This is a genomic window from Slackia exigua ATCC 700122, from assembly GCF_000162875.1.
Classification (GTDB): domain Bacteria; phylum Actinomycetota; class Coriobacteriia; order Coriobacteriales; family Eggerthellaceae; genus Slackia; species Slackia exigua.
Window position 1 is genome coordinate 1,211,564 of the sequence record NZ_GG700630.1, and the last position, 25,957, is coordinate 1,237,520.

Consider the following 25,957-nt stretch of genomic DNA (forward strand, 5'->3'; position numbering starts at 1 on the left):
CTCCTTGTGCTGCATTTCATTTCCATCAGGAGATATTGCTCTGTTTGGATAAAGAATCGCTCTCGATTATAGAGGATGTTTCACGTGAAACATCCTCTCCGTCAAAATCAACTATCCCCTGCAAATTTCCTTGCAAGATCTTACAGAATTCAAAGAGGGCATAGGGGAGTGCCAAAAGTTTCTGTATAGAAAGAATTTGGCAAATCACGCCAGAGGATTATGCTGGGCAAGACCTACACGACGAGGGAGCTTCACGGAAGCGCTTCCTCTTCTCTCAAAAACGACGAGAGTTCGAGGATCACCATTGCTAAGTGCGAACTCCTTCGATGCGATAAGCTTCATTCCCACAAGCTTCTGGATAGCTTGAACGGAAGAAACCTCGTCTTTTCCAAGGGAAGCTTTGTAACAGATAAGCCTTCCTCCCATGCATAGAAGAGGAGATGCGAGCTCGATAAGCGAAACGAGTTTCGTTACCGCGCGCGCCGTTATAACAGCAAATCCATTTCGCTCTTCCCGTGCAAGATCTTCGATACGTCCTGCGTAATAGGCGATATCCGAATCCCATGCAAGATCCGAGACCATCGCTTTCACGGCGGCGATCTTCTTTGATACAGAGTCGACCAGGAGCGTCGGCCGTTCGGATGCAATAGCCAATGGGATGCCGGGGAAACCACCACCGGTTCCTAGATCAGCATATCTTCCTGGAAGAGCGTCCTCTACCAAAGGAAGGGCCGTGAGGCTATCTTCGAGATGGAGGATACGAGCTTCCTGTTCATGAACGATACGCGTAAGATTAAGCTTTTCATTCATCTTGATGACTGATGCAAGATAGTCTTCGACCATCTTTTCTTTTTCAGGGGCAATGACTATCCCATATGTAGAACGCATCGTATCTGCAAGAAGTCCCATATGCCTTTCCTTGACCAAAGATAAAAGGACGTTTCCAGGCAACATCGCTCGGAAGCGTCCTTTTCAACCGATGTACGAAACAGTTTTACGAACGAGGAAGCACTACGACGTGACGCGAACTTCCTTCTCCCTCGGATGCGGTTTCAACGCGATCGTCATCGCGCAGGGCAATATGGACGATACGACGTTCGTACGGCGTCATTGGGCGAAGCTTTATAGCCTTATGCTGTTGATCTGCGCGAGATGCAGCAGAACGCGCCAGGGATTCGATCTTTTGACGTTGACGATTCTTATATCCCTCGACATCGACGACCACGGGATACCTGAACCCGAGGACACGTGTCGTAATGGCAGACACGATGAACTGCAACGCATCGAGCGTCTTCCCATGACGACCGATGAGAACCGCAAGATTATCTCCTGTGATATCGAGAATAAGCTCGCGTTCATCGCCTTCGTATTCATCGATCATGACTTCGCCGACATCGAAATACTTCAGAATGCCCTGAAGAGCATCGATTGCCGTATCGGCTATATGATCGAGCTCTTCCTCGGTCAGGTTCGCGATATCAACCTGCATGGAAGCCGGTTGATCATCTTTTTCCACGACGGCATCCGTCAATTCGACTTCCTCGGATCCATGTTCTTCAACCAGGTGTTCATCTGCCATGATGATTCCTCTCTTACGAAAATACTGCGAGGTTGCCTAGAAATTGTTTAACGCTTCTTTTTAGGACGTTGTTTTTTGACCTTGCGCTCGACATCGACTTCAACAGGCTTAAGCGGTTCTTCGGCTTCGCGCTCGGCATCGGCCTTGCGAAGATATCGATTGGTGAGCTGCTGCTGAGCGATACCGAAAATAGAAGAAACACCCCAGAACAGAAGAACGCCGGCCGGAGAGCCCCAAGAGATCCAAAGCATCATGACCGTCATGATGACACCCATGATAAGCATCTGATTACGCTGCTTGCTGTCGTTTTTGATGTTCTGGAGAATCATCGGCATAAACGTCGCCAGCGCGAAAACCAGCATCAGAATCAAATAAGGAATGAATGCGCCGATGCCTTGGGAAAACATCGTGGAAGGTGCGGCCGTCAGATCAGGAACCAGACCGTAGAACGTGTATGACGTGTCTTCATATGATCCGATATTGCGCAATGTTTGAAACATAGCCATGAAGATAGGCATCTGAAGGAGCATGGGAAGGCATCCGGCAAGAGGATTGAATTTGGTCTCCGCATACATTTTCTGCATTTCTTCCTGCATGCGTGTCGGATCATCCGCGAATTTAGTTTGAATCTCATTCATCAGAGGCTGCATCTTCTGCATCTGATAGCTGGATTTAGACTGTTTATGCATGATGGGGGCTACGATGATTCGGAAAATCACCGTGATGATGATGATCGCTAGGCCCCAGTCTCCCACGATGTTGTAGAAGAACTGGACGCACGCGAAAATCAAATCCTTAAACGCGTCCCACATACCTTTCCTCCCTCATATCCTTTTCCGGAACCGGATCATACCCTCCTGCATGGAGAGGATGACATCGGCTTATTCGCTTAAGAGTAAGAAGAGACCCTTTCAAGAATCCGAACCTGCGAATGGCAGTGAGCCCGTATTCCGAACATGTAGGCGTGAACCGACAGCATGAGGGGAACAGGGGAGAGATGGCAGCCCTATAGAAGGTGATGAGAAAAAGAGCACCTTGAGCAGGAATGCCCTTGATATACCGGAGCAATGTCTGATACACGCCCAAGAGAATCACCTCATTCCACCCGGAGCATTATCGCGAAGCGGAATCGAAGAACTCATGCCCTTCCAATGCATGGAAGCATGCATCCACCACTTTGTCATACGGAGCGTTCAGAAGTAAAGGTTTCGCCATGAAAGCGACGTCGACGCCATTCCAAGGCCCGCCGATATCATGTATGACCGCTCGGAGCCGGCGCTTCGCAGCATTGCGCACCACCGCTCCACCAATCTTCTTACCTGCGATAACAGCAACACGACCCGAATGGTCGTGTTGTGTATGGTTCAATACCAGAAGAGTGATGTATCGGGTATTGATCCTTTTTCCCTGAGAAAAGAAAAGGGACATCTCAGCGGCCGACTTAACCGTGGACTTCACTGAGCATCCCTCTCTTTAAACGGTCAGCTTCTTACGACCCTTCGCACGACGTGCAGAAAGAACCGCGCGGCCACCCTTGGTCGCCATACGAGCACGAAAACCATGCGTCTTCGCACGGTGACGCTTATTCGGCTGATAAGTGCGCTTCATTTCGTCTCCCTTTCTTATCAGGAATATATCGAACAGTGAGCGTAGCCGCATAATTATATACTAGGCATAAGGAATGTAAACCCTACCTGCATAAAAGGATCTCCTCCCTCCCTTTATTCCGATATCTTCGACAAGGCTGTTCCTATGCAGCTGTGGATAATGTGGATAAAGAAGAAAGACCAGATGCAACATTCTCAAAAGAGTGGATTTCTTTCCCCTCCATTTTCGATCTTCAATTCTCCAATTTCTAGAACATATGTCTGTACTGATATATTTTTATTATTTGAACTGGTATTACTTAAACTATTGAAAAATACTTCCCATTTATTTTCTATACAGCTTCGTGATATGAAAAAACTCTTCCAATTTCTTCCACCAATACGATGGATCTTCCTGAATCCCTTCTCGATATATATTTATCCACCAGGCATTCCATATTTCTCCCTATGGTATGTTCCAGGTTATACACAATTATGGAATAAAATGTGGATAACTTGGAAAATACCGTATCATGCAAGAATAGTTTTTCCACAAATGGTGGATTTATCGATGAAATCCACCATAGGAGCCTATAAAATGATTCCACCGTCGGAAAAAGCGGATTCCATATCTCATCCGCACGGAAAAGGGATGGAAATGAACCGCTGCAACGAGAGAAATTCCTTTGGCTATGGCATATGAGATGGAAAATACCTTTGAAGATGGTGTGACGAGCGATTACGCACAAGCCGTAACCACCGCTCGCATCGCGACGTACGATGATTTCCGCAGCGCGCCGCGCGTGACCGAGATCAGCCCATGCCGCACGAACGAATACATCGAAAATCTTGCGAGCACTATATATACCCAGGCTCAACAGGCAGGGGGAACCATTCCTTATACCGTCATCCGCGAAGTAAGCGAGAATTTCATCCACGCCCAATTCAAGGAAATCGTCGTTTCTATTTTCGATAGAGGGAACACGATCAGGTTTGCAGATCAAGGCCCAGGCATCGAAGAAAAGGAGAAAGCCCAGCTTCCCGGTTTTTCTTCTGCAACATCGCCCATGAAACGATACATTCGAGGCGTTGGAAGCGGATTGCCTTTGGTTAAAGAATACCTTTCGTTCTCCCATGGACGTATCAGCATTGAAGACAACATGCATTCGGGCGCCGTCGTGACCGTAAGCGTCGCCCCTGATCATGAACCTACGCATTCCGCTTCGTCCTACCCAACGCACCGAAATCCCGAAGCGACGCCGCCTATCCCTGCGATTCGGTTAGACGACCGCGAAGCGAGCATAGCCTTGCTCATTCATGAAAACGGAGCAATGAGGCTGACCGATATCTACAAGACGCTCGATATGCCTCAAAGCTCGACGTACCGGGTTCTTTCCAAAATGAAGGAAGCAGGCATCGTGGATAAGGACGGAAAGATGTTCACCCTTACCGACGAGGGAAAACGCTCTCTTGAGAGTATTTCCTGATCGAACCTGACTAGAATTCCCGAACATGCAAGGCGGGTATAATGAAGCGCACATCCGTGTGCGGCCGGCACGATAACCTGAGGAATAGATGATGACCTCGACAGAACTATTCGAAACCTGGATAAACGTCCTCACGCTCATGAAGTCGTACGAAGACGTAAGCGGAATGCAGATGGATGCATTCTTCAGCCGCGTGCATCCCCAGGCGACGTCAGAAGGATTTCTCATCGCGACGGCAGAGACGAATTTCATCAAGGAACAGGTGGAAAAACGATATTCCAACGCCATGAAGCGAGCCTTGAAGGAATTGACGGGGATGGATTACCTTATAGAAATAGAAGTCGATGAGAGCTTCATTGCTTCGGCAGCTCAGGTGCGCCCCCAATCTTCAGGGGATGCCATTCCTTCCCATACGGAGCAGACACCGCCTTCACCCGCATCGCAGCCTCATCCCTCCACAGCGGGTACCGATACCCAAATCAGCGAACCACCGCTCGATCGAGATCGATCGATCTCTTCGAATCATATGGAGACATCCGCCGATCCCTCTCGCATGAAAGGAAGCGGCTCCTATTCGGGAATCGTCTCCTCTTTGACGTTCGAAAACTACGTTATTGGAGATTCGAACCGTCTCGCCTATTCCATGGCTCTCGCCGTTGCGGAGCAACCAGGCGTGAAACCCATGTTGAATCCCCTGTTCATATATGGAAACTCCGGGCTTGGAAAAACCCATTTGCTACGGGCGATACAGAACTACATCAATGCGACCTATCCGACGATGGACGCGGTCTACGTGGATTCCTCCGAATTCCTGAACGACTACACCGCCGCCGTCGCGTCGCACGACAAGGACAAGAAGAGCTATCAGGATTTTCAAAACCGCTATTGGAACGCCGATGTGCTCATCATCGACGACGTGCAGTTCTTCCAGGGTAAATCGGCCACGGTGGATATCGTCTTCCAGCTGCTCAACAAACTTATCGATCGTGGAAAGCAAGTGGTTCTGTCGGCTGACCGCGCTCCGAAGACCATCGATGTCGACGAACGCATGCAGAGTCGTTTCAATCAAGGCGGCACCTTCGATATCCAACCGCCTGAAGTGGAAACCAAACTCGGCATCATCAAGAGCTTCATCGCCGAGCACCGACGGGCAAGCGGCGAGGACACCGCAAGCATCCCTAAGGATGTGCAGATGTATATCGCGGAAAATTCCAGCTCGAACGTGCGTGAGCTCAAGAGCGCCGTCACGCGCGTCTTAAGCGAGATCATCTACAAAGGCAGGAAAGACTTTTCGGTCGAGGACGCGCAGGAACTCTTGGCAGACCATTTCTCATCAGGTGCGACGAAGAAGGCCGATGTTGCAACGATCCAGCACGTCGTAGAGCAGTACTACAAAGTGAGCCATGCGGATCTCGTCGGCGTCAAACGGTCGCGCAATATCGTCTATGCCCGCCAAATAGCGATTTACCTCAGTCGGAACATGCTCGATGTCCCTTTTGCATCGATCGGCAAGAAATTCGGCCAACGAGATCATTCGACCATCATGCATTCCGTCAAGGCTGTGGAAGACAAGATGCGCAAAGATAAGGAAATACGGGATGAGATAGAAATCATCACGAAGATGATCCGAGAGAATTGAGCGTGGGGAAAGACGGTGCATAACGTGTGACAAGATTGTTCAAGACGGAGGGGCGCGTGGGGGATCGGTGGATGGACATGCGGCCGACCACATTGTAATCCACGTCGCTTTACAGGTAATGAACTGGTAGTACGTATATTTCCTCAGTATCAACCGTCCTTATTACTACTACTATTCTTAAAGTATATTCAAGGAGGAATCTGCCGTGAAATTCAGTATCAACAAGACCGAGTTCCTGAACGCTCTCGGCATCGCCGGCAAAGGCATCGCTTCAAGGTCGACGATCCCTATCCTCTCAGGCGTATATATAAAAACGCTCGGAACATCCCTCGAACTCAAGGGAACCGATTCCGAGCGTGCGATCCGTTGCACCGTTTCCGCGCTTATCGACGAGGACGGCGAATGCGTCGTACCCGAACGTCTGCTCTACGACATCGTCAAAAGCTTTCCCGATGCCGCCATTACGATGGAGGTAGACGAAACCCAGGCGCTCATTTCCTGCGATAAGACCTCGTTCACGCTCAAGGTTTTCGATCCTGCGGATTTTCCGGCCTTTCCCGATATCGACGTGAATACGAAAGCATCCATCTCGTTCAAAGCGTTTTCCCAGGCTGTGAAACGCGTTGCGAAAGTCGCATCGAAAGATCAAGGCCGTCCCGCGCTGACAGGGGTCCTTATCACGACGATTCCCGACGGCATGCGACTTGTGGCAACCGACTCATATCGTTTGGCCATGGACGATATCCCCTGCGAGAATCCGACCGAGGGATTCGAGGCCCTGGTTTCGGGTTCCTTCATGCAGGAAGTCGCATCCCTTCCCGAGAAGGAAGAATCAATCGAGATCTGCCTTAGTTCGAACCATGTGGTTTTCACCTACGGATCGATTGTTTTCATTAATCGCCGCATAGAGGCCCGCTTTCCGAATTACCAGCAGCTTCTTACGGATTCCTATACGACGCGCACTGAATTCGAGACGGCCGGCATTCTTGCCGCCGTTCGTCGCGTCGGCCTTATGAGCAGCCTTTCCGCGCCGATCAAATTCGATATCGAATCATCTACCGCCACGGCTCTCCTCAGCACCGTATCTCAAGATATGGGAAGCGCCGAGGAATCCCTGTCATGCGACGTTGAGGGAGAGAACATCGAAATCGCGCTCAATCACCAGTACGTCGTCGATGGATTATCCTCGATACCTACCGACAAGGTATTTTTGGAAACGAGGACGTCCATGATGCCCGGCATCTTCCGCGCGCAGGATCCCGAGCGGTTCCTGTACCTGCTTATGCCCGTACGTATATAGCACGCCGATGGATCTGCACATTCAATCGTTTTCGCTGAGAAACTTCCGCAACTACCGGTCGTTCGAGATGGACGACGTAGACCCCCTCACGATGTTCATCGGACCGAATGCCACGGGAAAGAGCAATGTGCTCGAAGCCATTCAGCTCGTGACATCCGCAACGACGTTTCGCGGCGCGAAATCGAGGGAGATGATTCGATGGGGATGCGATTGTGCGGATGTGAAAGCCCATATTGTCTCCGATACCCGTGATCTCGAGACATCGATGAGGTTGACGGAAAGCAGCCGCAGCATCGCGGTAAACGGGAAACGGAAGCATGGTCAGGATGTTCTGGGAATCCTTCCTTCGGTGATGTTTTCTCCTGAGGATATGCAGCTTGTCACGGGAGCCCATGGATTCCGCAGGGATGCGTTGGATGCCTTGGGTTCTCAGCTCTCCCGTACCCATCGCGTGTTGAGGCGCGATTACCTGAAAATTGTAAAACATAAGAATTCCCTGATGAAAAACGGTATTGAAGGATCTCTTCTTGATTCTGTGAACGATATGCTCGTAACGTCGGGCGCCCATCTCTACGTGTATAGGGCAGCGCTGTTCGATAATCTCGCGGTGCGTATCGCGCGGGCTTATAGCGAGATTTCATCATCGGGAGAGACTCTCGATATGAGATACGTGCCGTCGTGGGAGGATGCGGATCTTTATTCCGATCGCATGCGGGATGCAGCGCATTTCTTCGAAGTCGAGGAATGTTCGAATCGTATGCGCAGGTCGTTATTCAATCGACATGATGAGGAAAGCCGCCGAGGCCGTGCGCTCGTCGGTCCCCATGCGGATAAGCTGTTCTTCTATCTTGATGGAAGGAATGCGACGCTTTACGGTTCGCAGGGGCAGCGCCGATCGATCGCTTTGTCGTGGAAAATCGCGGAAATCGGCCTCATAGAGGACGTTCTCGGTCTCAAGCCGATCCTCCTTCTCGATGATGTTGCCTCCGAGCTGGACGAATCACGACGTGAAGCGCTTATCGGTTTGCTTCATCACGATATACAGACGTTCATCACGACGACGGATATGGGAGCGTTCGAAAAATCAATCGCGAACGGCGCGCGCGTCGTCGATATGCACTCTATTCATGCCGATGGGAGGGATTGATATGCCGCGGCGCATGAAATCGCTCAGCGAGGCGATGAGGACGACTCTCAAGAACATGTCGGATGATTCGGGGGCCTTGCGCAAGGCCGCGCGCGCCGCTCAGGTTCGCGATATATGGAAACACCTGGTTGAACCTGCATTTCTCGAACATACGAATTCCGTGTTCATCCTCACCGAGCAAGGCGTGAAGAAACTCGTCGTGTATGTTGACGACAGCATCTTCGCTGCCGAGCTCAATGCGCGTCGGGAACTTATCAAGATGCAGCTTGCGGGCAGGTTCGGGGAAGAGGTCGACGAGTTCCAAATCAGAATCTCGAAAGGAAGGCATAAGAACGTTCATCCGTTCATCGAGGATATGCCTTCCTTCGAACATGGGGATAAGAAGGCTTCAGGGCCTTTGCGGCGGCTTTCTTCCGAGGAGAAGGAATCGATCGAAGCCGATGCTATGGCCATCGAGGACCCCCGTATTCGAAAAGCATTCGTGAGAGCCATGATTTCCGATTTAGAGTCGAATTTTGATGAAAGTAACCAAAAAAGGTAAACATAAGGGCTTAAAACGCCTTCGATTAGTTTTTAGAGGGGTTTTCCATAAAGTTATTAAAGGTATATTTATGGTAAAATTTGAGAGTTGGCAGCAAAGGCCGCGGAAGCGGCCTTTGCTCGTCTCTTATCGCACCGATTCAATGCATGAAAAGGAGCAGGTACGTGGCTGATAAGCAACCGAGCCATTATGACGGCAGAGATATCCAGGTTCTCGAAGGTTTGGAACCGGTTCGCAAACGTCCTGGCATGTATATCGGATCGACCGGCCCGCGCGGGCTTCATCATCTCGTCTACGAGGTCGTCGATAATTCGGTCGACGAGGCTCTTGCAGGGTTCTGCAGCAAAATCGACGTGACCATCCATGAAGATAATTCCGTGACCGTCGTCGATGATGGGCGCGGCATTCCGGTGGACAAGCATCCGAAGGAAAAGATTCCGACTGTCGAAGTCGTTCTCACCAAACTTCATGCAGGAGGTAAATTCGGTGGGGAAGGGTATAAGGTTTCCGGCGGTTTGCACGGTGTCGGCGTTTCCTGCGTAAATGCGCTTTCAACGCGTATGGAAGTCGATGTATGCCGTGATGGATCGCGGTATCGCATCGTTTTCGAGCGAGGTGTCACGACCGAGAAGCTCAAGCGCATCGGAAATTCCAAGAAGACGGGCACGATCGTCACGTTCTGGCCTGATCCTGAAATCTTCACCGATACCACGGTATATGATTATTCGATCCTGCAGAACCGTTTCCGCGAGATGGCGTTTTTGAACCGCGGGCTCCATATCGAAATGCATGATGAGAGGGATCTCGACGAGGAAGGGAATCCCCATACCGATTCGTTCCAATACGCCGGCGGTATCGTCGATTTCGTAAAATACCTGAACAACGGTAAAGAGACGCTGAATAAACCTATTTATTTCGAGGCCGAGAACAAAGACGGCACGGTCGAGATCGCGATGCAGTGGACGACGAGCTACAGCGCAAACGGCGTCGAAGCGTTCGCCAACAACATCAACACCACTGAAGGCGGTACGCATCTTGAAGGTTTTAAGAATGCTCTGACCAGGACCATCAATGATTACGCCCGTGCCAAGGGCCTGCTCAAGGAGAAGGATAGCAATCTGACCGGAGATGACGCGCGTGAAGGACTTTCCGCCGTTATCAGCGTCAAACTCCATGAACCACAGTTCGAAGGCCAGACGAAGACCAAACTCGGCAACACCGAGATCCGTGGGTTGGTGCAAGGAGCCGTGACCAAAGGGCTCGCCGAATACCTCGAAGAGAATCCGACGCCTGCGAAACGTATCGTGAACAAGGCTTCCCAAGCTCTGAAAGCGCGTGAAGCAGCACGTAAGGCACGCGAGATGACTCGCCGGAAAGGAGTGCTCGACAGTTTCAGCATGCCCGGCAAGCTTGCCGACTGTTCGAGCCGCGACCCATCCGCATGCGAGATCTTCATCGTCGAGGGTGATTCCGCAGGTGGGTCGGCGAAGCAAGCCCGCGACCGCAAATACCAGGCAATTCTGCCTTTGCGCGGCAAGATTCTGAACGTCGAGCGAGCCGGTCTCCACCGTGCGCTGTCGAGCGACACCATTTCAAGTCTCATCACTGCCATCGGCACCAATATCGGCGAAGACTACGACGGCGAGAAGGCCCGGTATCATCGCATCATCATCATGACCGACGCCGACGTCGATGGCGCCCATATTCGCTGCCTGTTGCTCACGTTCTTCTATCGGTATATGCCCGATCTCATCAACCGCGGCTATGTCTATATCGCCCAGCCGCCGTTGTATGGTCTGAAGAAGAAGAATTCCGCCTCGGGAAAGATCCTCAAATACATCTACAACGATGAGGCGAAAGACGAATTGGTCGCTAAGCTTGAGAATCCCGACAAGTACGAGATGCAGCGATACAAAGGTCTTGGTGAGATGGATCCCCAACAGCTTTGGGAGACCACGATGGAACCTGAGACCCGTACGCTTCTGCAGGTCGATATCGAAGACGCAGCTGCTGCCGAGCTTGCGGTAAGCGAGCTTATGGGAGAACTTGTCGAACCTCGTAAGGAATTCATTCAAAAACATGCCCGCGACGTGCGGTTCCTGGATATCTAACGAAGGAGTGCGAACGTGTCTGATAACGACATCCTGAACGAAGCGGATTCGGGCGGAACCGGAGTCCGTCTGGCCGAGCTCGGCAGCGAGATGCGCACGTCGTTCCTCGAATATTCGATGAGCGTCATCGTGTCCCGCGCGCTCCCCGACGTCCGCGACGGGCTGAAACCCGTGCATCGCCGCATTCTCTATGCGATGCACGATTCCGGCATTCTGCCTACGCGCCCGCATGCGAAGTCGGCCCGTACGGTCGGCGACGTCATCGGTAAGTACCATCCCCATGGCGATTCTGCGGTATATGACACCATGGTGCGACTCGCTCAAGACTTTTCCATGCGCGTTCCTCTGGTCGACGGGCATGGAAACTTCGGATCGATCGACGGCGACAGCGCCGCGGCCATGCGCTACACCGAAGCTCGCCTGGCCAAACCGGCGATGGAGCTTCTACGCGACCTCGACAAGGAAACGGTCGATTGGCAACCGAACTACGACGAGAGTCTGCAAGAACCTGTCGTGCTTCCTGCCCGTTTTCCGAATCTCCTGGTCAATGGGTCGAACGGCATTGCAGTCGGTATGGCTACGAATATTCCGCCCCATAACCTCGGCGAGGCGATCGATGCCACCTGCCTGATGCTCGACAATCCCGACGTGACGGTCGACGAGCTCATGCAGGTCATTCCTGGTCCTGATTTCCCGACGGGCGGCCTGATCATGGGACGCAAGGGCATCAAGGATGCGTATGAGACCGGTCGCGGCAGCTTGACGGTTCGTTCGCGCCATAAGATCATCGAGAGCAAGACAGGCAAGAAGAGCATCGTCATCACCGAGATTCCGTATCAGGTCAACCGCACGAACCTGATGAAGAAGATCGGAGAGCTCGTACGCGACAAGAAGCTTCCCGAGATTTCGAACGTCCATGACGGCGCCGACCGCAACAGCCCGGTCGACATCATCATCGATTTGAAGTCGAATGCTATTCCCCAGGTCGTGCTTAACAAGCTCTATAAGCATACCCAGCTTCAGGTCGGGTTCGGCGTCATCAATCTCGCCTTGGTCGACGGGGTGCCCCGCACGCTTTCTCTCCGTGAGATGCTTCGGCATTACATCCTGCATCAGGAAGATGTCATCGTACGCAGGACGCGTTTCGATCTTCGTAAGGCCGAAGAGCGTGCCCATATCTTAGAAGGCCTGCTCATTGCCCTTGATAACATCGATGAAGTTATCAAGATCATCCGCGGTTCCCAGACCGACCGCGAAGCATCCGAGCGTTTGCAGGAACGCTTCAACCTTTCCGAGGCGCAGACCGCGGCGATCCTCGAGATGCGTCTTCGCCGCCTGACCGGGCTGGAACGCCATAAGCTCGAAGACGAGCTGGCGGAACTCAAAGAGAAGATCGCGTATTACAAACGCATCCTTTCTGACGAAAGCCTCGTGCGCGAGGTGATCAAGGAAGAGTTGCTCGAGATCAAAGGGCGCTTCAATACGCCGCGCCGTACGACGCTCTGCGGCGAAGCCGAGGACATCGACGTCGAGGATCTGATCGCCGATGAAGAGGTTGCCGTGACGGTGACCAAGGCCGGCTACGTCAAGCGCATTCCTGTATCCGCCTATCGCCAGCAGAAGCGCGGCGGCAAGGGCATGCAGGGAGTGAATCTTAAAGAAAACGACTTCGTGGAGCATCTTTTCGTCGCATCGACTCATAGCTACATGTTGTTCTTCTCGACGGCCGGCAAGGTCTATCGCCTGAAGGTCTACGAAATTCCCGAGGCGAGCCGTCATGCACGCGGCACGGCCATCGTGAATCTGCTGCCGCTCGTCAAAGGCGAGTCCATCGCCGCGGTCATCGCGACGAAGGACTTCCCTGAAGACGAATACCTGATGTTCGGCACGGAACAGGGCATGGTGAAGAAGACATCCATGAACCTGTACGACCGCACGCGCCGAGACGGGTTGATCGCCATCAACCTTAAGGAAGATGATCAGCTGATCGCTGTTCGCCGCGTGAAATCAGGTGAAGACGTCATCATGGTTTCGAGCGCCGGAAAGGCGATTAAATGGAACGAGGGAGAGGTCCGCTCCATGGGACGCGACACCATGGGCGTGCGCGGCATGACGGTTCCGGCGAATACGAAGGTCCTCGGTCTTGAGATCGCCCGTCCCGACACCGATCTGCTTGTCATCACAGAGAACGGGTACGGCAAACGCACGCCCGTCTCCGAATACCCGTCCCACCATCGTGGCGGACAGGGCGTCTTCACTATCGTGATGACGGCCAAGAAGGGCAACCTTTCCGCGATGAAGGTCGTCGCCGAAAGCGACGAGCTCATGATCATTTCCGAGAGCGGCATCATCATCCGTACGAAGGCGGCCGATGTCAGCGAACTCGGACGTGCCACGCAAGGCGTGCGCGTCATGAATGTCGCGAACAAGGACAAGGTGACTGCGGTAGCGATTTCCACCGAAGACGACTAGGATTTCGGCGGCGAGCATTTCGACAGCGAACGAACCTAGGCGCACCGCATCGGATCGAACGAAAAACGACCCCTCAGAATCGATTCTGAGGGGTCGTTTCACATATGATCGGCTAAAGAATTGATAAAACGAAAGCCAGGCCTTCTATGCCGTGTAGATGGATCTAAGGGGGATATCGGTAGATTCGCGGGGAATCCCGGGGAGATGCTGTTCCACAAATGCAACGCCGACGATCACGCAGGAGTCTTTCAAGCGGGGGAGGAAGCGGTCATAGTTGCCTCCTCCGTATCCGAGTCGGTTATGGGTTTCATCGTAGGCGACCATAGGGACGACGATCATATCGATCTCTTCGGGAGCCACGACCTTGAATGGCTGGACGCGCGAATCATCGAGCGCGAAGGAATTGATAGGAGACATGACGAAGGGCGCTTCCTCCGTGAGCCATGCGGCATGCGAAACGCTTCTCATGATCATTTCCGATCCCTGGCCTGTTTTCGTCATGCAGGGAAATGCGACGCGCACATGCGAAGCATAGGCATCCTTGATGAACGGGGTCAGGTCGACTTCTTTCGGAAACGCCGAATACACGGCGACGCAAAACGAAGCGGAAGACGTGAGATCGGGGCGATCGATGCTGCGGACGTATGCTCGATGCGATTCTTCCAGAAGCGATGAGAGCTTCTTGGCGATAGCCTGTGATTTGACGATGCGCATCTCATCGGGAATTGCTGCGCGAGCCGCAATGGCCTTGCTCCGCGCTTCCTGCTTCGAGTCCGCGCTATGCGCTGTGTTCATGCCGCGCCTTTCCATCGTTTGCTTCTGAAGGTCCATGGTATGTCGTTTTCCGCATCGAGGGTTTGTCGGAGCATAGTATTTCTCTTGCGTTAACACGACGAAGCTTCGGATATCTCCGTGCGTTCGGGGGTTTCGCTCCCTATTCGGGAGCCAGGCACGAACAACCGTCTATGGCTTCGCGACAATCCATCTCGCCTATCCCCCGGCACAGCGTCTTTTTCTATGAAATACCTGTTCAAATACTGTAAACAGGAGGATACCGATGATATATGAATGAGATATGGCGTCAGAGAATCCGCTCCTGTGATTTCTCGTTGACACGGTGTAGGGGTATTGCTAAGATAACTCCGCTGCATCGATGTGCGCCGTTACCTCAGCTGGATAGAGGGTCTGACTACGAATCAGAACGTCGAGGGTTCGAATCCCCCACGGCGCACCATTTTCTTGCAGAACCGAAGGCGCAGCGGCGCCTTTTTTTATGGATGCGTTCAAAGGATGACATTGAAGGTTCGAAAATCTAATTTTCACTCATGACCTTCACCTTCGCTTCATGCGTGGGCCTGGAAGGTCGTGCGCATGAAGGGGAGCCATGTTCTATTTATCCGCCATGCTCGGCATGCCCGTATACGATTCGACGGGTGAAAAACTAGGAATCGTATCCGATCTCGCCATTTCAACAGGCGAGGTGTTTCCTCGTATCACATCGCTTGCATTCAAAGGGCCTGGTCGAACGCCATTCATGATCAGTTGGCGCAAGTATGTCGAAGATTACGCCGACGACAAGGTGGTCTTGAATACCGAGGCGTTCAACATCCGGTTCAGCTATCTTCAGCCGCGAGAGATCCTTCTCGCTCGCGATCTGCTCGATAAGCAGATCGTCGATACGCAGGGCTTGAAAATTGTTCGCGTGAACGACCTGAAGATCTCGCCCAGCGGCTCTCAGCTGCGTTTGCTCGGCGCCGAGGTCGGCGTCCGCGGGATCTTGCGCGGCCTGCATCCTTTGCTGGAAAAGGCCGTCGTCGGTATCGGCGGGCTCTTCAATATAGATATAAAAGAGCAGATCATTGCCTGGAATTACATGGACCTGCTCGATCGTGACCTCTCTAAAGTCCAACTGTCCGTCACGCATAAACGCCTCGAGGAGCTTCATCCTGCCGACGTCGCGGATATTCTCGAGCAGCTCGATCCCCGCCAACGCGCCGAAGTCTTCCGCCATCTGGATGCCGAGCGGTCGGCCGAGGTCATCGCCGAACTTGAGGACGAGTTCCAGGCGGAGGCCCTCGAGGATCTCGATGTAGCCGAAGTATCCGGCCTGCTTGGACATATGGATCCTGACGATGCGGCGGATATTATCCGCGATCTTCCCTATGAAAAGGCCGAGCGCCTGCTCCGTCTTATGGGCGTCGACGATGCGGCGGAGATCCGCTCGCTTCTGGGGTACAAGGACGATACCGCCGGCGGCATGATGACGACGCGGTTCGTCTCGATGTTCGAAGACGATACGGTAGGGGATACCATCGAGGTCCTGCGCGGATTGGACGAAGACTTCCCGACGGTTCATTACGTGTACGTCCTTGAAGAGGACAGCGAGAAGTTGACAGGCATTCTGTCTCTGCGCACGCTCGTCCTCGCCCAGCCCTCGACCGTCCTCAGCGATATCATGTTCACCGACGTCATCACGGTAGACCCGAACGAAGACGAAGACGAAGTGGCGGCTGACATTTCGAAGTACGATATGGTCGCGCTTCCTGTCGTCGATGAAAGCGGACATATGCTCGGCCTCGTCACCGTTGACGATGCCATCGAAGTCATCGAAGACAGCTCTGAAGACGAGAAGGCGATAGACACCTTCGGCAAGGTGGTGCTTGCTGTCGCGGCAGGCGTCATCCTCCTGTTCTTGTACACGCTGCTCGTGCTGCACCTGGCGGGAGTCTCGTCATGGTAAAGAAGGACGCATCCTACGACGAAGTCGTTCAGGCTGCGACTTCAGGAGACGAGGATGCCCAACGGCTCATGACCGGCGTGTCGGAGGGCGACGAACGCAGCTCCGTCGCACGTTCCGCCTCTTCGACGAAGCCGTTCGTCCTGCTTCTGCTCAGCGCTATGGGGCCCGGCGTGGTTTCCGCCATGGCGGGCAACGATGCGGGCGGTATATCCACCTATTCGACCGCGGGCGCTGAATTCGGCTACGCGACGCTTTGGGTCATCCCCGTCATGTGCGTGCTGCTCTTGGTCGTGCAGATGACGGCGGCGCGTATGGGCGCCGTGACAGGCAAAGGATTCGCCGCTCTTATCAGAGAGCGTTTCGGCATTCGTTTGGCTGCCCTTGCGATGGCTGCGCTGCTTGTGGGCAACGTTGCGACGACTTTCAGCGAGTTCGCCGGCATCGCCTCGGGGGCCGAACTCTTCGGCATGCCTCGATGGGTGAGCGTCCCCTTTTCCGCCGGCATCGTTTGGATTCTCATCACGCGCGGAAGCTATAAGAGCGTGGAAAAGGTGTTCCTTGCGGTCTCCCTCGTCTTCATCACGTATATCATCGCTGCGTTCCTTGCGGGGCCGAATTGGGGAGACGTTGCCCAGGCGACCGTTACGCCTGCGATTCCTGCAGACATGCGTTTCATCTCCCTCGTCATTGCGATGATCGGCACGACTATCGCGCCTTGGATGATGTTCTTCACTCAGAGCAACGTGGTCGATAAGGGGGTCACGGCTTCTCGGGACGATATGTTCGGGCAGAAGGTCGACGTCGCAACGGGCACGATCGTGGCCTGCATCGTCGCGTGGTTCATTATCGTGACGACAGGAGCGGTGCTTTTCCCCCAGGGAATAAGCGTCGATTCGGCAGAAGCCGCAGCAAGCGCCCTGGCTCCGTTCGCAGGCCACTACGCGAAGGTGCTCTTCGCCGCCGGTCTGACGGCGGCAAGCTTCCTTGCGGCCTGCGTACTGCCCCTGACAACATCGTATGTGCTGTGCGAAGCGTTCGGCTGGGAAGCGGGCGTCGACTTCACGTGGCGTGAAGCACCGGTGTTCAAAGGCATTCTTTCATTCGTCATATTCCTATCCGCCGGAATCGTGCTCATTCCTCATATGAACCTGATGGGCATCATGCTGACCGCGCAGTTCATCAACGGCGTCATACTCCCCGTCCTTTTGGTGTTCATGGCTCTCCTTGCCGCCGACAAGCGCCTTATGGGAACCCATGTAAGCGGCGTTGCGGGAAAGATCGCGGTGTGGGCGACGGTCGCGATCGTCACGATTCTGACGGTGGCGCTTTTGATCATGCAGGTTCTCGGGTTATAGGGCTCGCGCCATGTTGCAGCGCCTTGAAAGGCCGGTGCTGGCCTCATCGCGCAGATCGATCGTCGCATCGATGATCGCGCGGATAGGTATGTTTCGATGGACATGTTTCACGTGAAACAGCTTCGGCAACTCAATCGCTATACCGGAGTTTTCGCTGCTCATAGAGTTCTGCATGCCTGAAACGCAAGGTACGGTACAATTTCATGCATGCCTTGAAGGGATTCATGCATGAAAGGGGATGCCATGATCGAGGAACTGCCTCTCTATTCGAATTTCGAAGAAACGCACCGCGTCGATCCGTCGTATTTCTCAAAATACGACGTGAAGCGCGGGTTGCGCAACGCGGACGGCACAGGCGTCATCGCCGGCGTGACGAACATCTCGAACGTTCATGGCTATGTCGTATGCGATGGAGACAGGACTCCCGATAGGGGCCGTCTTTCGTTTCGCGGGTACGACATCCATGATCTTGTCGATCATGTGGTATCCGAAAGGCGCTTCGGCTTCGAGGAAGTCGCATACCTTCTTATGGGCGGAGAGCTTCCGAGCCAAGAAGAGCTGGATGTGTTCCAAAGGAAGATCGACGATGCGCGCGACCTGCCCGATGGATTCACGACAAGCTATATCCTGCATCCGCCGACACGCGACGTGATGAACTGCCTCTCCCGCAGCGTTCTGCAGCTGTACGCCTTTGATGAGGACGCTGAGGATCGCTCGTACGCTCATGAGATCGACACGGCGATCATGCTGCTGTCCCGCCTGCCCCGCATCGCGGTTCTTGCCTATTGCGCGATGAGGGATAAATTCCTCGGCGAGTCTCTGTATATCCATCATTTCGTTCCGGGGGAACGCACGGCGGAAACCATCCTTTCCATGCTTCGCCCCGATCGTTCCTTTACCGAGGAAGAGGCGCGCGTTCTCGACATCATGCTGATGCTCCATGCCGAACATGGAGGAGGCAACAACTCGACGTTCACGTGTCGCACGCTCACCAGCTCGGACACCGATCCGTACTCTGCATACTCGGGGGCTATCGGAAGCCTGAAGGGCGCGCGGCACGGCGGCGCGAACAATCGCGTGCTCGCCATGACCGACGACATCGAAGAACACGTGAAGGACATTACCGACGAGGGACAGGTTGCCGATTACCTGCGTCGTATCCTACGCAAGGAGGCCTATAACCGTACCGGTCTTATCTACGGCATGGGGCATGCGGTCTATACGCTCTCCGATCCGCGCGCCGAGGTCTTGCATGAATACGCGAAAGATCTCGTCTCGGGCACCGAGTATGAACGCGAATTCCGCCTGCTTGAGCTCATCGAGCAGCTTACGCCCGATCTCATGCGCGAGAAGGGCACGACGAAGCAGGTATGCGCGAACGTCGATCTGTACAGCGGATGCGTGTACTCGGCTTTGGGAATCCCTCGCGACATGCTGACTCCTATCTTCGCGTGCGCCCGCATGGCAGGATGGAGCGCCCACAGGTTCGAAGAGATCGTATCCGGCAAGCGCATCATGCGGCCTGCGTATAAAAAAACCGGGCATGCACGTCCGTATATTTCGATCGAAGACCGCGATTAGGAAACCCGGCATGGCGCAGACGGTCTTTTCGAAACCTGCATCCGGGTACGATATGGCAAAGCCCTTGCCGTTGAACGGCGCGCTCGATCAGGTACGTCCTTCGGGGATCCGCAGATTCTCGCGTCTTGCCGCCGAGACGCCTGGATGCATCTCGCTTACGCTTGGGGAGCCGGGGGAGGATACCCCCGATATCATCGTGTCACGCGTGCAGGAAGATCTGGATGCGCGCATGACGCACTATCCTCCGAACAACGGCCATGCGTTCTTGCGCGAAGGCATCGCGCGCGATTGCGTCAGGCGAGGTCTGTCCTACGATGCGGACGATATCGTCGTCACATCCGGCGCAACCGAGGCTTTGTTCGTGACGATGATGGGGCTTTTGAACCCGGGGGACGAGGTCGTCATTCCCACGCCCGCCTTCATCTTGTATGAATCCATCGCGCGCCTCTGCCGCGCGTGCCCTGTCCTGGTCGATACCGAGGCGGATTCCTTTCAGCTGGCTAGGGAAAAGCTTGAGGCTGCCGTGACCAGGCGGACCAAGGCGATCGTCTTGGCAAGCCCCAACAACCCGACCGGAAGCATCTTGGACGAGGAAAGCCTGGATGCGGCGGCCTTCGTCGCCCGTGAACATGGTGTATACATCATCTGCGACGACGTGTACAGAAAACTTGTATACGAAGCAGGGTACGAAGGCTTCGCCGTGCGTCATCCTGAGCTCAGGGATCGAGTCGTCGTTGTCGACAGCTTTTCGAAGCCGTATGCCATGACAGGCTGGAGGCTCGGATGGCTTGCCGCTGCCGCGCCCATTGTCGCGAAGCTGTCGATGGTGCACCAGTTCGCCGTGTCGAGCGTGCCGTCCTTCATCCAGCACGCTGCGCTCGAAGCGCTTTCCTACGATACCGCGGCATTCATGGAGGCCTATCGCCGCCGCCGAGGCTTGGTCGTCGATGCGCTTCATGTGATGGGCCTCGATCTTGTCGAACCGCAAGGCGCATTCTATGCGTTTCCCCCCATTCGCCCCTTCGGCCTTACGTCCGAAGAGTTTTGCGAGAGGGCCATCGAAGAGGCCGGCGTCGCTCTCGTGCCTGGGTCTCTTTTCGGCGGGGAAGGCCACGTACGCCTCTCGTACGCATGCGACGATGAGACCTTGAACGAAGGCCTGATCAGACTGGCTTCGTTCATACGCGCGCTGAAGGCGCGTTCTTAAGGAATGCGAACGAGGCGTTCGTAGACGCTCAATCCCGCTTCAAGGACGCGTTCGTCGAAATCGAAGGTGCTCGCATGCAGCGGGATGCCTGTTCCCGTGCCCAGCAGCAAGAAGACGCCGGGAAGGTGCTGCTGGTAATGAGAGAAATCCTCGGCGATGAGAAGCGGTTCGGGAATCGTTTCGAGCTCAGGTATGGATTCCTTCGCCCGCGCGAAGAGCGCGGCGTCGTTGATGACCGGCGGATATCCTTCCGAAACATCGACGGTGCAGGTGCAACCCTCCGCATCGGCGACTTTTCGAGCGATGTCCTTGATGGCGGCTTGCAGCGTCTGACGCTTCTCAAGGGAAAACGTGCGCAGGCTTCCCTCGACGACGCTCGTGGCCGCGATGGCGTTTCGGACCGTGCCGCTCGTCATGTGGCCGAACTTCAAGAGGCAGGGCTCCGATCGCTCCTTATCCATGCGGACGTTCATCTCATGCACGAACATCGCCCCCGCAACCAGCGCGTCGCGTCCTTCGGCCGCCTTGGCGATGTGGCTCGAGACCCCGTTCATGGTGACGGTTATTTCATTGCAGGCCGCCAGCAGCGCGCCGCTTCGACTGGCGATGGTGCCCTTCGGCAAGTCGGGCCACAGATGGAATCCGAAGATCCTATCCACGCGATATCGTTCGAACACGCCCGACTTGCAGACGACGTTCGCGCCGCCGGTGGTTTCCTCGGCCGGCTGGAACACGAGCAGCACATTGCGCGCGATGCCTTCGGGATCGTGGGCGATGCGATGGGCGAGCCCGAGAACCATCGCCATATGGCCGTCGTGGCCGCATGCGTGCATGCGTCCCTCGTGCGTCGAACGGAACGGCACTCCTGTCTCCTCGCGGACGGGCAAGGCGTCCATATCCGACCGAATCGCCGTGGTCGCATCGGAACCGAAGTCGAAGAATGCGCAGACGGTGCTTTTGCAAGGTGAGAAGATCTCCGCGTCCGATCCGAGCGATTCGAGCTCGGTGCGCACATAATCGATGGTCTGGGGCAGATCGAAGTCGAGTTCGGGGATGCGATGAAGATCGCGTCGGATGCGTGTGAGCGTATCGATCATAGGGGCTCCTCGCGTGAGCGGCTTGTTTCGTCGGATTATATCCGCGACCCTCCGAAAAACGGGTCTTTTATGCGTCGACGTAAATTCTCTATGCCAGACGCATCGGGCATGATACGTTGCTTCCTACGATAGAGGCGCGAACAAGAGGGCGCTCGGTCGAGCCGGCGGGCCACGACACCGAGCAAGGGCGCGTTCGCCGAACCGGCGGGCCAGGCATGGCACGACGGTGGGACGTCGGGGGATACCGGACGGACTGTCTGCGCGAGATCGCAGGGGTGCTATCTGCCCAAGAGGGAACGCCGTCGCGCATGGCCTCTTTCGATTTCCGGCAGGGCATCCTGCCTAGGAGGTTCACAAGGAGGACGTGCATGGAGAAGGTTCCGTTCATAAGCCGCGACGAGGCCGAGGCCATCGCCGCGTGCTATCCGACCCCGTTCCATCTCTACGACGAAGCGGGAATCAGACGAAATATCGAGTCGCTCGTCAGGGCGTTCTCGTGGAACCCTGGTTTTCGCGAGTATTTCGCCGTGAAAGCGACGCCGAATCCGTTCATCATCGAAATCCTTCAGGAATACGGCTGCGGATGCGACTGCTCGTCCTACGCCGAACTTGTGCTCGCGGATGCCTGCGGTGCGCATGGCTCCGACATCATGTTCTCGTCGAACGAGACGCCGGAAGAGGATTTCAGGCTGGCGTCGCAGCTCGGCGCGACGATCAATCTGGACGACATCACGCATATCGACGTGCTCGAAAGCGTTATCGGCCGCATCCCTAAGACCATTTCGTGCCGATACAACCCCGGCGGCACGTTCGAAGTTGCGAACGGCATCATGGACAACCCGGGCGATGCGAAATACGGCATGACGGATGACCAGTTCATAGAGGCTTTCCGTATATTGAAGGCGAAGGGGGCCAAGGAGTTCGGCATCCATGCCTTCCTTGCGAGCAATACCGTCACGAACGAGTACTATCCGAAGCTGGCGGGCATTCTGTTCGACGTCGCCGTGCGCGTCGCGCGCGAGGCCGACGTGCATATCGGCTTCATCAACCTCTCCGGCGGCATCGGCATTCCATATACCCCTGACCAGGAGCCGAACGATATCGAGGCGATCGGCGAGGGAGTGCGTCGGAAATTCGAAGATATCCTGGTGCCGGCAGGCATGGGCGATGTCGCCCTCTTCACGGAACTCGGCCGTTTTGTGACGGGGCCGTATGGTTGCCTGATCACGCGGGCAATTCGGGAGAAGCACACATACAAGGACTACATCGGCGTCGATGCCTGCGCGGCGAATCTCATGCGTCCCGCCATCTACGGCGCCTACCACCATATAACCGTTCTGGGGAAGGAGGCCGCCGAGCGCGACCATACCTACGATATCGTAGGCGGGCTCTGCGAGAACAACGACAAATTCGCCGTCGATCGAGCTCTCCCCCGCATCGACAGAGGGGATCTTCTCGTCATCCACGACGCCGGCGCCCATGGACATGCGATGGGGTACAACTACAACGGCCGCCTGCGATCCGCGGAGCTTCTCTTGAGGCCCGACGGCTCCGTCAAGCTCATTCGCCGCGCCGAGACGACCCAGGACTATTTCGCGACCCTGGACTGCTTCGACGAGTTCAAGCGGCTCGCAGGGAAATAAGGCGTCCGCACGGGCGTTTTTGGGCCGAAACATGCGCGAGGCATCGGTTTTCGCGCGAGAGAAAGGGAGACCGCTATGGACATTCGAGGGCTTGAAGGCTCTATCGTGGCGCTGGTCACGCCGTTCGCGGAGGACGGCTCGATCGATTTCGATGCGCTCGGCCGTCTCGTCGATTTGCATCTCGGGGCAGGAACCGATGCGCTGCTCGTGCTGGGAACGACGGGCGAATCGTCGACCATGACCCATGAAGAGGACGACGCCGTCTGCGAGTTCGTCGTCAGGCGCGTTGCCGGACGCATGCCCGTCATCGCGGGGAGCGGCTCGAATTCGACCGAGACGATGAAGGAGAAGAGCCTGCGTCTGCAGGAGTTGGGCGCCGATGGGCTGCTCCTCATCACTCCTTACTACAACAAGACGAACGAGGAAGGGATGTATCGGCACTTCAAGACCGTGCTCGATGCGGTCGACATCCCGTGCATCCTCTACAACGTGCCGGGCCGTACGGGCTGCTCCATCCCCGAGCCTGTCGTCGAGCGCCTGGCGCGCCATCCAAACGCCGTCGCCATCAAAGAGGCTTCGGGATCCATCGCGTATGCGAGCAGGATCGCGCGGCATCTGTCCGATGACTTCGTCATGTATTCGGGCAACGACGATATGGTGGTTCCTCTGCTCGCGCTCGGTGCCAAAGGCGTCATATCGGTGTGGGCGAACGTCGCGCCTGCGACCGTCCATGGCATGGTGACGGATTGGATGGAGGGGCGCACGGATGCGGCGCTCGCAACCCAGCTTTCATCGCTTGACCTGATCGATGCTCTGTTCTGCGAGGTCAATCCGATACCTGTGAAGGCCGCCCTTGAAAAGATGGGGTACGGGCGGGCGATATACCGACAGCCGCTCGACTGCATATCGCAGACGGCGGATGCCCGACTGACCACGGCTATGAAGGAGGCTGGTCTTGTTGGCTAAGGTGCTTGTGGTGGGGGATGGACGCATGGGCTCCATCGTTTGCGACATCGTGCGCGATGCACCCGATCTCGAGCTGGCGGGCGTCGTAGGAAAGGATTCCGCGGGCCTGCTTTCCGATGGGTCGGTCGAGGCGGATGTCGTCGTCGACTTCTCGCATAAGGCTATGCTCGCGGACGTGGAAGCCTTCGTCGCGCAAACCCGAGCGGCGCTGGTGTCGGGCACGACGGGATACGATGACGGCGACATGGCGCGACTTCAGGCGCTTTCCCATAAAGCGGCCGTCATTCACAGCGCCAATTATTCCATCGGCGTCGCCGCCCTGCGTCACCTCGCCTCGCATGCGGCGCGCCTGCTCGAAGGTTTCGATATCGAGATCGTGGAAACGCACCACAACAAGAAAGCCGACGCCCCAAGCGGCACGGCGAAGATGCTGCTCGCAGCCGTCGATCCCGAGGCCCGCGCCGATGTGGTGCACGGGCGCGAAGGCATGACGGGCGCGCGCAAGCCGACCGAGATAGGCATCCATGCCGTCCGCGGAGGAACCGTTGCAGGAACGCACACCGTGCATTTCTTCGGGCAGGAAGAGGAGGTGTCGCTCACGCATCGCGCGTCGAGTCGCCGCATCTTCGCCGAAGGCGCCGTCGAGGCGGCGCGAAGGATCGCCGGGCGTCCCGCCGGCATGTACACGTTCGACGATTTGCTGTTCGCGGACAAGGAAGGAATTCGATGAACGCCGAAGACATCATTGCCTATATCGCCGCATCCGAAAAGAAGACCCCGGTCAAGGTCTATCTCAAGATGAAGGATGGACGCACGTTCGAACCGTGCGCCTATGCCGGCCGTGCCGACGTGCGTGCATACGGAACGCCCGACGGCATGGTCGTCTTCGCCGACTGGTCGGATGCGAGCCGCATGCTTTCCGACCAAGCCTCGTCCATCGAACATTTCGACGTCGAATTCGATCGCCGCAATTCGGGCGTTCCTTTGCTCGACACCCGTAGCGTCAATGCGCGCATCGAACCCGGCGCCATCATTCGCGACCGTGTGGAGATCGGCGATAACGCCGTCATCATGATGGGTGCCATCATCAATATCGGATCGGTTGTCGGCGAAGGCACGATGATCGATATGGGCTGCGTCCTCGGGGGGCGCGCCATCGTCGGCAAACGCTGCCATATCGGCGCCGGCACCGTGCTTGCGGGCGTCGTGGAACCCGCAAGCGCCACGCCTGTCGTCATCGAAGACGACGTCATGATCGGCGCGAACGCCGTCGTGCTCGAAGGTTGCCGCGTGGGTGCCGGGTCTGTCGTCGCCGCCGGCGCGGTCGTCGTATCGGACGTGGCTCCCGGATCCGTCGTCGCCGGCATTCCTGCGAAGGTCATCAAGATGAAGGACGGGAAGACCGAATCCAAGACCGCGCTGGTGGATGCGTTGAGGACGCTATAGCGTCCATCGATGACAGGCGCCTTTCTTCATGAAGGAATGCCCATTCGAGTCCTTGTGGTA

General features: G+C 55.5%; 24 protein-coding genes, 1 tRNA gene and 1 riboswitch. Of the genes, 17 read left to right on the forward strand and 8 right to left on the reverse strand.

Going from position 1 to position 25,957, the window contains the following annotated elements:
• Positions 1 to 204: 204 nt before the first annotated feature.
• From rsmG to rpmH, 6 genes are all read right to left on the reverse strand, one after another.
• Entirely contained in the window at positions 205 to 909 is a 705-nt protein-coding gene (gene rsmG / locus HMPREF0762_RS05250) for a 16S rRNA (guanine(527)-N(7))-methyltransferase RsmG (protein ID WP_050759678.1), read from the reverse strand.
• 85 nt (positions 910 to 994) lie between these two features.
• The gene (locus tag HMPREF0762_RS05255) at positions 995 to 1,489 is read right to left on the reverse strand and encodes a Jag family protein (protein WP_369791719.1); all 495 of its coding nucleotides are present in this window, start codon (positions 1,487 to 1,489) and stop codon (positions 995 to 997) included.
• Positions 1,490 to 1,626: 137 nt separating this feature from the next.
• Positions 1,627 to 2,391: a YidC/Oxa1 family membrane protein insertase gene (locus tag HMPREF0762_RS05260; protein ID WP_006362461.1), complete on the reverse strand. Its 765-nt coding sequence runs from the start codon at positions 2,389 to 2,391 to the stop codon at positions 1,627 to 1,629.
• The gene (gene yidD / locus HMPREF0762_RS09120; RefSeq protein WP_369791718.1) at positions 2,375 to 2,674 is read right to left on the reverse strand and encodes a membrane protein insertion efficiency factor YidD; all 300 of its coding nucleotides are present in this window, start codon (positions 2,672 to 2,674) and stop codon (positions 2,375 to 2,377) included. Before yidD ends, HMPREF0762_RS05260 begins: the two co-directional genes overlap by 17 nt.
• Positions 2,675 to 2,692: 18 nt before the next feature.
• Complete coding sequence (gene rnpA / locus HMPREF0762_RS05265; RefSeq protein ID WP_006362463.1) at positions 2,693 to 3,037, reverse strand: ribonuclease P protein component; 345 nt, start codon at positions 3,035 to 3,037, stop codon at positions 2,693 to 2,695.
• Between the two features lie 15 nt (positions 3,038 to 3,052).
• The gene (rpmH, locus tag HMPREF0762_RS09125) at positions 3,053 to 3,187 is read right to left on the reverse strand and encodes a 50S ribosomal protein L34 (protein WP_006362464.1); all 135 of its coding nucleotides are present in this window, start codon (positions 3,185 to 3,187) and stop codon (positions 3,053 to 3,055) included.
• Between the two features lie 144 nt (positions 3,188 to 3,331).
• On the opposite strand from rpmH, the gene HMPREF0762_RS09220 reads away from it, so the two are divergent.
• The 8 genes from HMPREF0762_RS09220 (at position 3,332) to gyrA (ending at position 13,862) form a co-directional block, all read left to right on the forward strand.
• Positions 3,332 to 3,868: a hypothetical protein gene (locus tag HMPREF0762_RS09220; RefSeq protein ID WP_147286822.1), complete on the forward strand. Its 537-nt coding sequence runs from the start codon at positions 3,332 to 3,334 to the stop codon at positions 3,866 to 3,868.
• Entirely contained in the window at positions 3,858 to 4,652 is a 795-nt protein-coding gene (locus HMPREF0762_RS05270; protein WP_006362466.1) for an ATP-binding protein, read from the forward strand. The genes HMPREF0762_RS09220 and HMPREF0762_RS05270 overlap by 11 nt, the downstream gene beginning before the upstream one ends.
• Before the next feature lie 91 nt (positions 4,653 to 4,743).
• Positions 4,744 to 6,291, forward strand: coding sequence for a chromosomal replication initiator protein DnaA (gene dnaA / locus HMPREF0762_RS05275; RefSeq protein WP_040619062.1), 1,548 nt, complete (start codon positions 4,744 to 4,746; stop codon positions 6,289 to 6,291).
• Positions 6,292 to 6,496: 205 nt separating this feature from the next.
• The gene (gene dnaN, locus HMPREF0762_RS05280; protein WP_006362468.1) at positions 6,497 to 7,591 is read left to right on the forward strand and encodes a DNA polymerase III subunit beta; all 1,095 of its coding nucleotides are present in this window, start codon (positions 6,497 to 6,499) and stop codon (positions 7,589 to 7,591) included.
• Positions 7,592 to 7,598: 7 nt separating this feature from the next.
• The gene (gene recF / locus HMPREF0762_RS05285; RefSeq protein WP_006362469.1) at positions 7,599 to 8,738 is read left to right on the forward strand and encodes a DNA replication/repair protein RecF; all 1,140 of its coding nucleotides are present in this window, start codon (positions 7,599 to 7,601) and stop codon (positions 8,736 to 8,738) included.
• A gap of 1 nt (position 8,739) precedes the next feature.
• Positions 8,740 to 9,279 carry a DciA family protein gene (locus tag HMPREF0762_RS05290; protein ID WP_115314223.1) on the forward strand — a complete coding sequence of 180 codons (540 nt, stop codon included), beginning with the start codon at positions 8,740 to 8,742 and terminating at the stop codon, positions 9,277 to 9,279.
• Between the two features lie 164 nt (positions 9,280 to 9,443).
• On the forward strand, positions 9,444 to 11,390 hold the full coding sequence (gene gyrB, locus HMPREF0762_RS05295; RefSeq protein ID WP_040619063.1) for a DNA topoisomerase (ATP-hydrolyzing) subunit B: 1,947 nt from the start codon (positions 9,444 to 9,446) through the stop codon (positions 11,388 to 11,390).
• A 15-nt stretch (positions 11,391 to 11,405) separates the two neighbouring features.
• Positions 11,406 to 13,862, forward strand: a complete 2,457-nt coding sequence (gene gyrA, locus HMPREF0762_RS05300; protein ID WP_006362473.1) for a DNA gyrase subunit A — start codon at positions 11,406 to 11,408, stop codon at positions 13,860 to 13,862.
• A 144-nt stretch (positions 13,863 to 14,006) separates the two neighbouring features.
• Here gyrA and HMPREF0762_RS05305 read toward each other — a convergent pair whose 3' ends face one another.
• Positions 14,007 to 14,657: a 5-formyltetrahydrofolate cyclo-ligase gene (locus HMPREF0762_RS05305; RefSeq protein WP_245935509.1), complete on the reverse strand. Its 651-nt coding sequence runs from the start codon at positions 14,655 to 14,657 to the stop codon at positions 14,007 to 14,009.
• Positions 14,658 to 15,019: 362 nt separating this feature from the next.
• Between HMPREF0762_RS05305 and HMPREF0762_RS05310 the strand changes: the two genes are divergently transcribed.
• The 5 genes from HMPREF0762_RS05310 (at position 15,020) to HMPREF0762_RS05335 (ending at position 20,745) form a co-directional block, all read left to right on the forward strand.
• Positions 15,020 to 15,096: transfer RNA gene (locus tag HMPREF0762_RS05310), tRNA-Arg, on the forward strand.
• Between the two features lie 150 nt (positions 15,097 to 15,246).
• Complete coding sequence (locus HMPREF0762_RS05315) at positions 15,247 to 16,602, forward strand: magnesium transporter MgtE N-terminal domain-containing protein (protein ID WP_009079326.1); 1,356 nt, start codon at positions 15,247 to 15,249, stop codon at positions 16,600 to 16,602.
• On the forward strand, positions 16,596 to 17,957 hold the full coding sequence (locus HMPREF0762_RS05320; RefSeq protein WP_006362477.1) for an Nramp family divalent metal transporter: 1,362 nt from the start codon (positions 16,596 to 16,598) through the stop codon (positions 17,955 to 17,957). Before HMPREF0762_RS05315 ends, HMPREF0762_RS05320 begins: the two co-directional genes overlap by 7 nt.
• Positions 17,958 to 18,185: 228 nt before the next feature.
• Positions 18,186 to 19,538, forward strand: a complete 1,353-nt coding sequence (locus HMPREF0762_RS05330; protein WP_006362479.1) for a citrate/2-methylcitrate synthase — start codon at positions 18,186 to 18,188, stop codon at positions 19,536 to 19,538.
• A gap of 10 nt (positions 19,539 to 19,548) precedes the next feature.
• Positions 19,549 to 20,745, forward strand: a complete 1,197-nt coding sequence (locus HMPREF0762_RS05335; protein ID WP_006362480.1) for a pyridoxal phosphate-dependent aminotransferase — start codon at positions 19,549 to 19,551, stop codon at positions 20,743 to 20,745.
• Here HMPREF0762_RS05335 and HMPREF0762_RS05340 read toward each other — a convergent pair.
• On the reverse strand, positions 20,742 to 21,842 hold the full coding sequence (locus HMPREF0762_RS05340; protein ID WP_006362481.1) for an amidohydrolase: 1,101 nt from the start codon (positions 21,840 to 21,842) through the stop codon (positions 20,742 to 20,744). The genes HMPREF0762_RS05335 and HMPREF0762_RS05340 overlap by 4 nt on opposite strands.
• A 121-nt stretch (positions 21,843 to 21,963) precedes the next feature.
• Positions 21,964 to 22,131: riboswitch (Lysine riboswitch) on the forward strand.
• A 79-nt stretch (positions 22,132 to 22,210) separates the two neighbouring features.
• Between HMPREF0762_RS05340 and HMPREF0762_RS05345 the strand changes: the two genes are divergently transcribed.
• The 4 genes from HMPREF0762_RS05345 (at position 22,211) to dapD (ending at position 25,897) form a co-directional block, all read left to right on the forward strand.
• Positions 22,211 to 23,485 (forward strand): diaminopimelate decarboxylase, encoded by a 1,275-nt coding sequence (locus HMPREF0762_RS05345; RefSeq protein WP_040619065.1) that lies wholly within the window; start codon positions 22,211 to 22,213, stop codon positions 23,483 to 23,485.
• 75 nt (positions 23,486 to 23,560) lie between these two features.
• Positions 23,561 to 24,451: a 4-hydroxy-tetrahydrodipicolinate synthase gene (dapA, locus tag HMPREF0762_RS05350; RefSeq protein WP_006362484.1), complete on the forward strand. Its 891-nt coding sequence runs from the start codon at positions 23,561 to 23,563 to the stop codon at positions 24,449 to 24,451.
• Positions 24,441 to 25,181 carry a 4-hydroxy-tetrahydrodipicolinate reductase gene (dapB, locus tag HMPREF0762_RS05355; protein WP_245935510.1) on the forward strand — a complete coding sequence of 247 codons (741 nt, stop codon included), beginning with the start codon at positions 24,441 to 24,443 and terminating at the stop codon, positions 25,179 to 25,181. The genes dapA and dapB overlap by 11 nt, the downstream gene beginning before the upstream one ends.
• Entirely contained in the window at positions 25,178 to 25,897 is a 720-nt protein-coding gene (gene dapD / locus HMPREF0762_RS05360) for a 2,3,4,5-tetrahydropyridine-2,6-dicarboxylate N-acetyltransferase (RefSeq protein ID WP_006362486.1), read from the forward strand. The genes dapB and dapD overlap by 4 nt, the downstream gene beginning before the upstream one ends.
• Positions 25,898 to 25,957 lie beyond the last annotated feature (60 nt).

Bases quoted from the DNA above. Each gene is read 5' to 3' on its own strand.
- dnaA (WP_040619062.1), top strand. From the start codon at position 4,744: ATGACCTCGACAGAACTATTCGAAACCTGGATAAACGTCCTCACGCTC.
- HMPREF0762_RS09220 (WP_147286822.1), top strand. From the start codon at position 3,332: ATGCAGCTGTGGATAATGTGGATAAAGAAGAAAGACCAGATGCAACAT.
- rsmG (WP_050759678.1), bottom strand. From the start codon at position 909: ATGGGACTTCTTGCAGATACGATGCGTTCTACATATGGGATAGTCATT.
- dapD (WP_006362486.1), top strand. From the start codon at position 25,178: ATGAACGCCGAAGACATCATTGCCTATATCGCCGCATCCGAAAAGAAG.
- HMPREF0762_RS05315 (WP_009079326.1), top strand. From the start codon at position 15,247: ATGTTCTATTTATCCGCCATGCTCGGCATGCCCGTATACGATTCGACG.
- HMPREF0762_RS05345 (WP_040619065.1), top strand. From the start codon at position 22,211: ATGGAGAAGGTTCCGTTCATAAGCCGCGACGAGGCCGAGGCCATCGCC.
- HMPREF0762_RS05340 (WP_006362481.1), bottom strand. From the start codon at position 21,842: ATGATCGATACGCTCACACGCATCCGACGCGATCTTCATCGCATCCCC.
- HMPREF0762_RS05290 (WP_115314223.1), top strand. From the start codon at position 8,740: ATGCCGCGGCGCATGAAATCGCTCAGCGAGGCGATGAGGACGACTCTC.
- HMPREF0762_RS05320 (WP_006362477.1), top strand. From the start codon at position 16,596: ATGGTAAAGAAGGACGCATCCTACGACGAAGTCGTTCAGGCTGCGACT.
- HMPREF0762_RS05330 (WP_006362479.1), top strand. From the start codon at position 18,186: ATGAAAGGGGATGCCATGATCGAGGAACTGCCTCTCTATTCGAATTTC.
- rpmH (WP_006362464.1), bottom strand. From the start codon at position 3,187: ATGAAGCGCACTTATCAGCCGAATAAGCGTCACCGTGCGAAGACGCAT.
- HMPREF0762_RS05335 (WP_006362480.1), top strand. From the start codon at position 19,549: ATGGCGCAGACGGTCTTTTCGAAACCTGCATCCGGGTACGATATGGCA.
- recF (WP_006362469.1), top strand. From the start codon at position 7,599: ATGGATCTGCACATTCAATCGTTTTCGCTGAGAAACTTCCGCAACTAC.
- HMPREF0762_RS05270 (WP_006362466.1), top strand. From the start codon at position 3,858: ATGGCATATGAGATGGAAAATACCTTTGAAGATGGTGTGACGAGCGAT.
- HMPREF0762_RS05260 (WP_006362461.1), bottom strand. From the start codon at position 2,391: ATGTGGGACGCGTTTAAGGATTTGATTTTCGCGTGCGTCCAGTTCTTC.
- HMPREF0762_RS05305 (WP_245935509.1), bottom strand. From the start codon at position 14,657: ATGAACACAGCGCATAGCGCGGACTCGAAGCAGGAAGCGCGGAGCAAG.
- HMPREF0762_RS05255 (WP_369791719.1), bottom strand. From the start codon at position 1,489: ATGCAGGTTGATATCGCGAACCTGACCGAGGAAGAGCTCGATCATATA.
- dapA (WP_006362484.1), top strand. From the start codon at position 23,561: ATGGACATTCGAGGGCTTGAAGGCTCTATCGTGGCGCTGGTCACGCCG.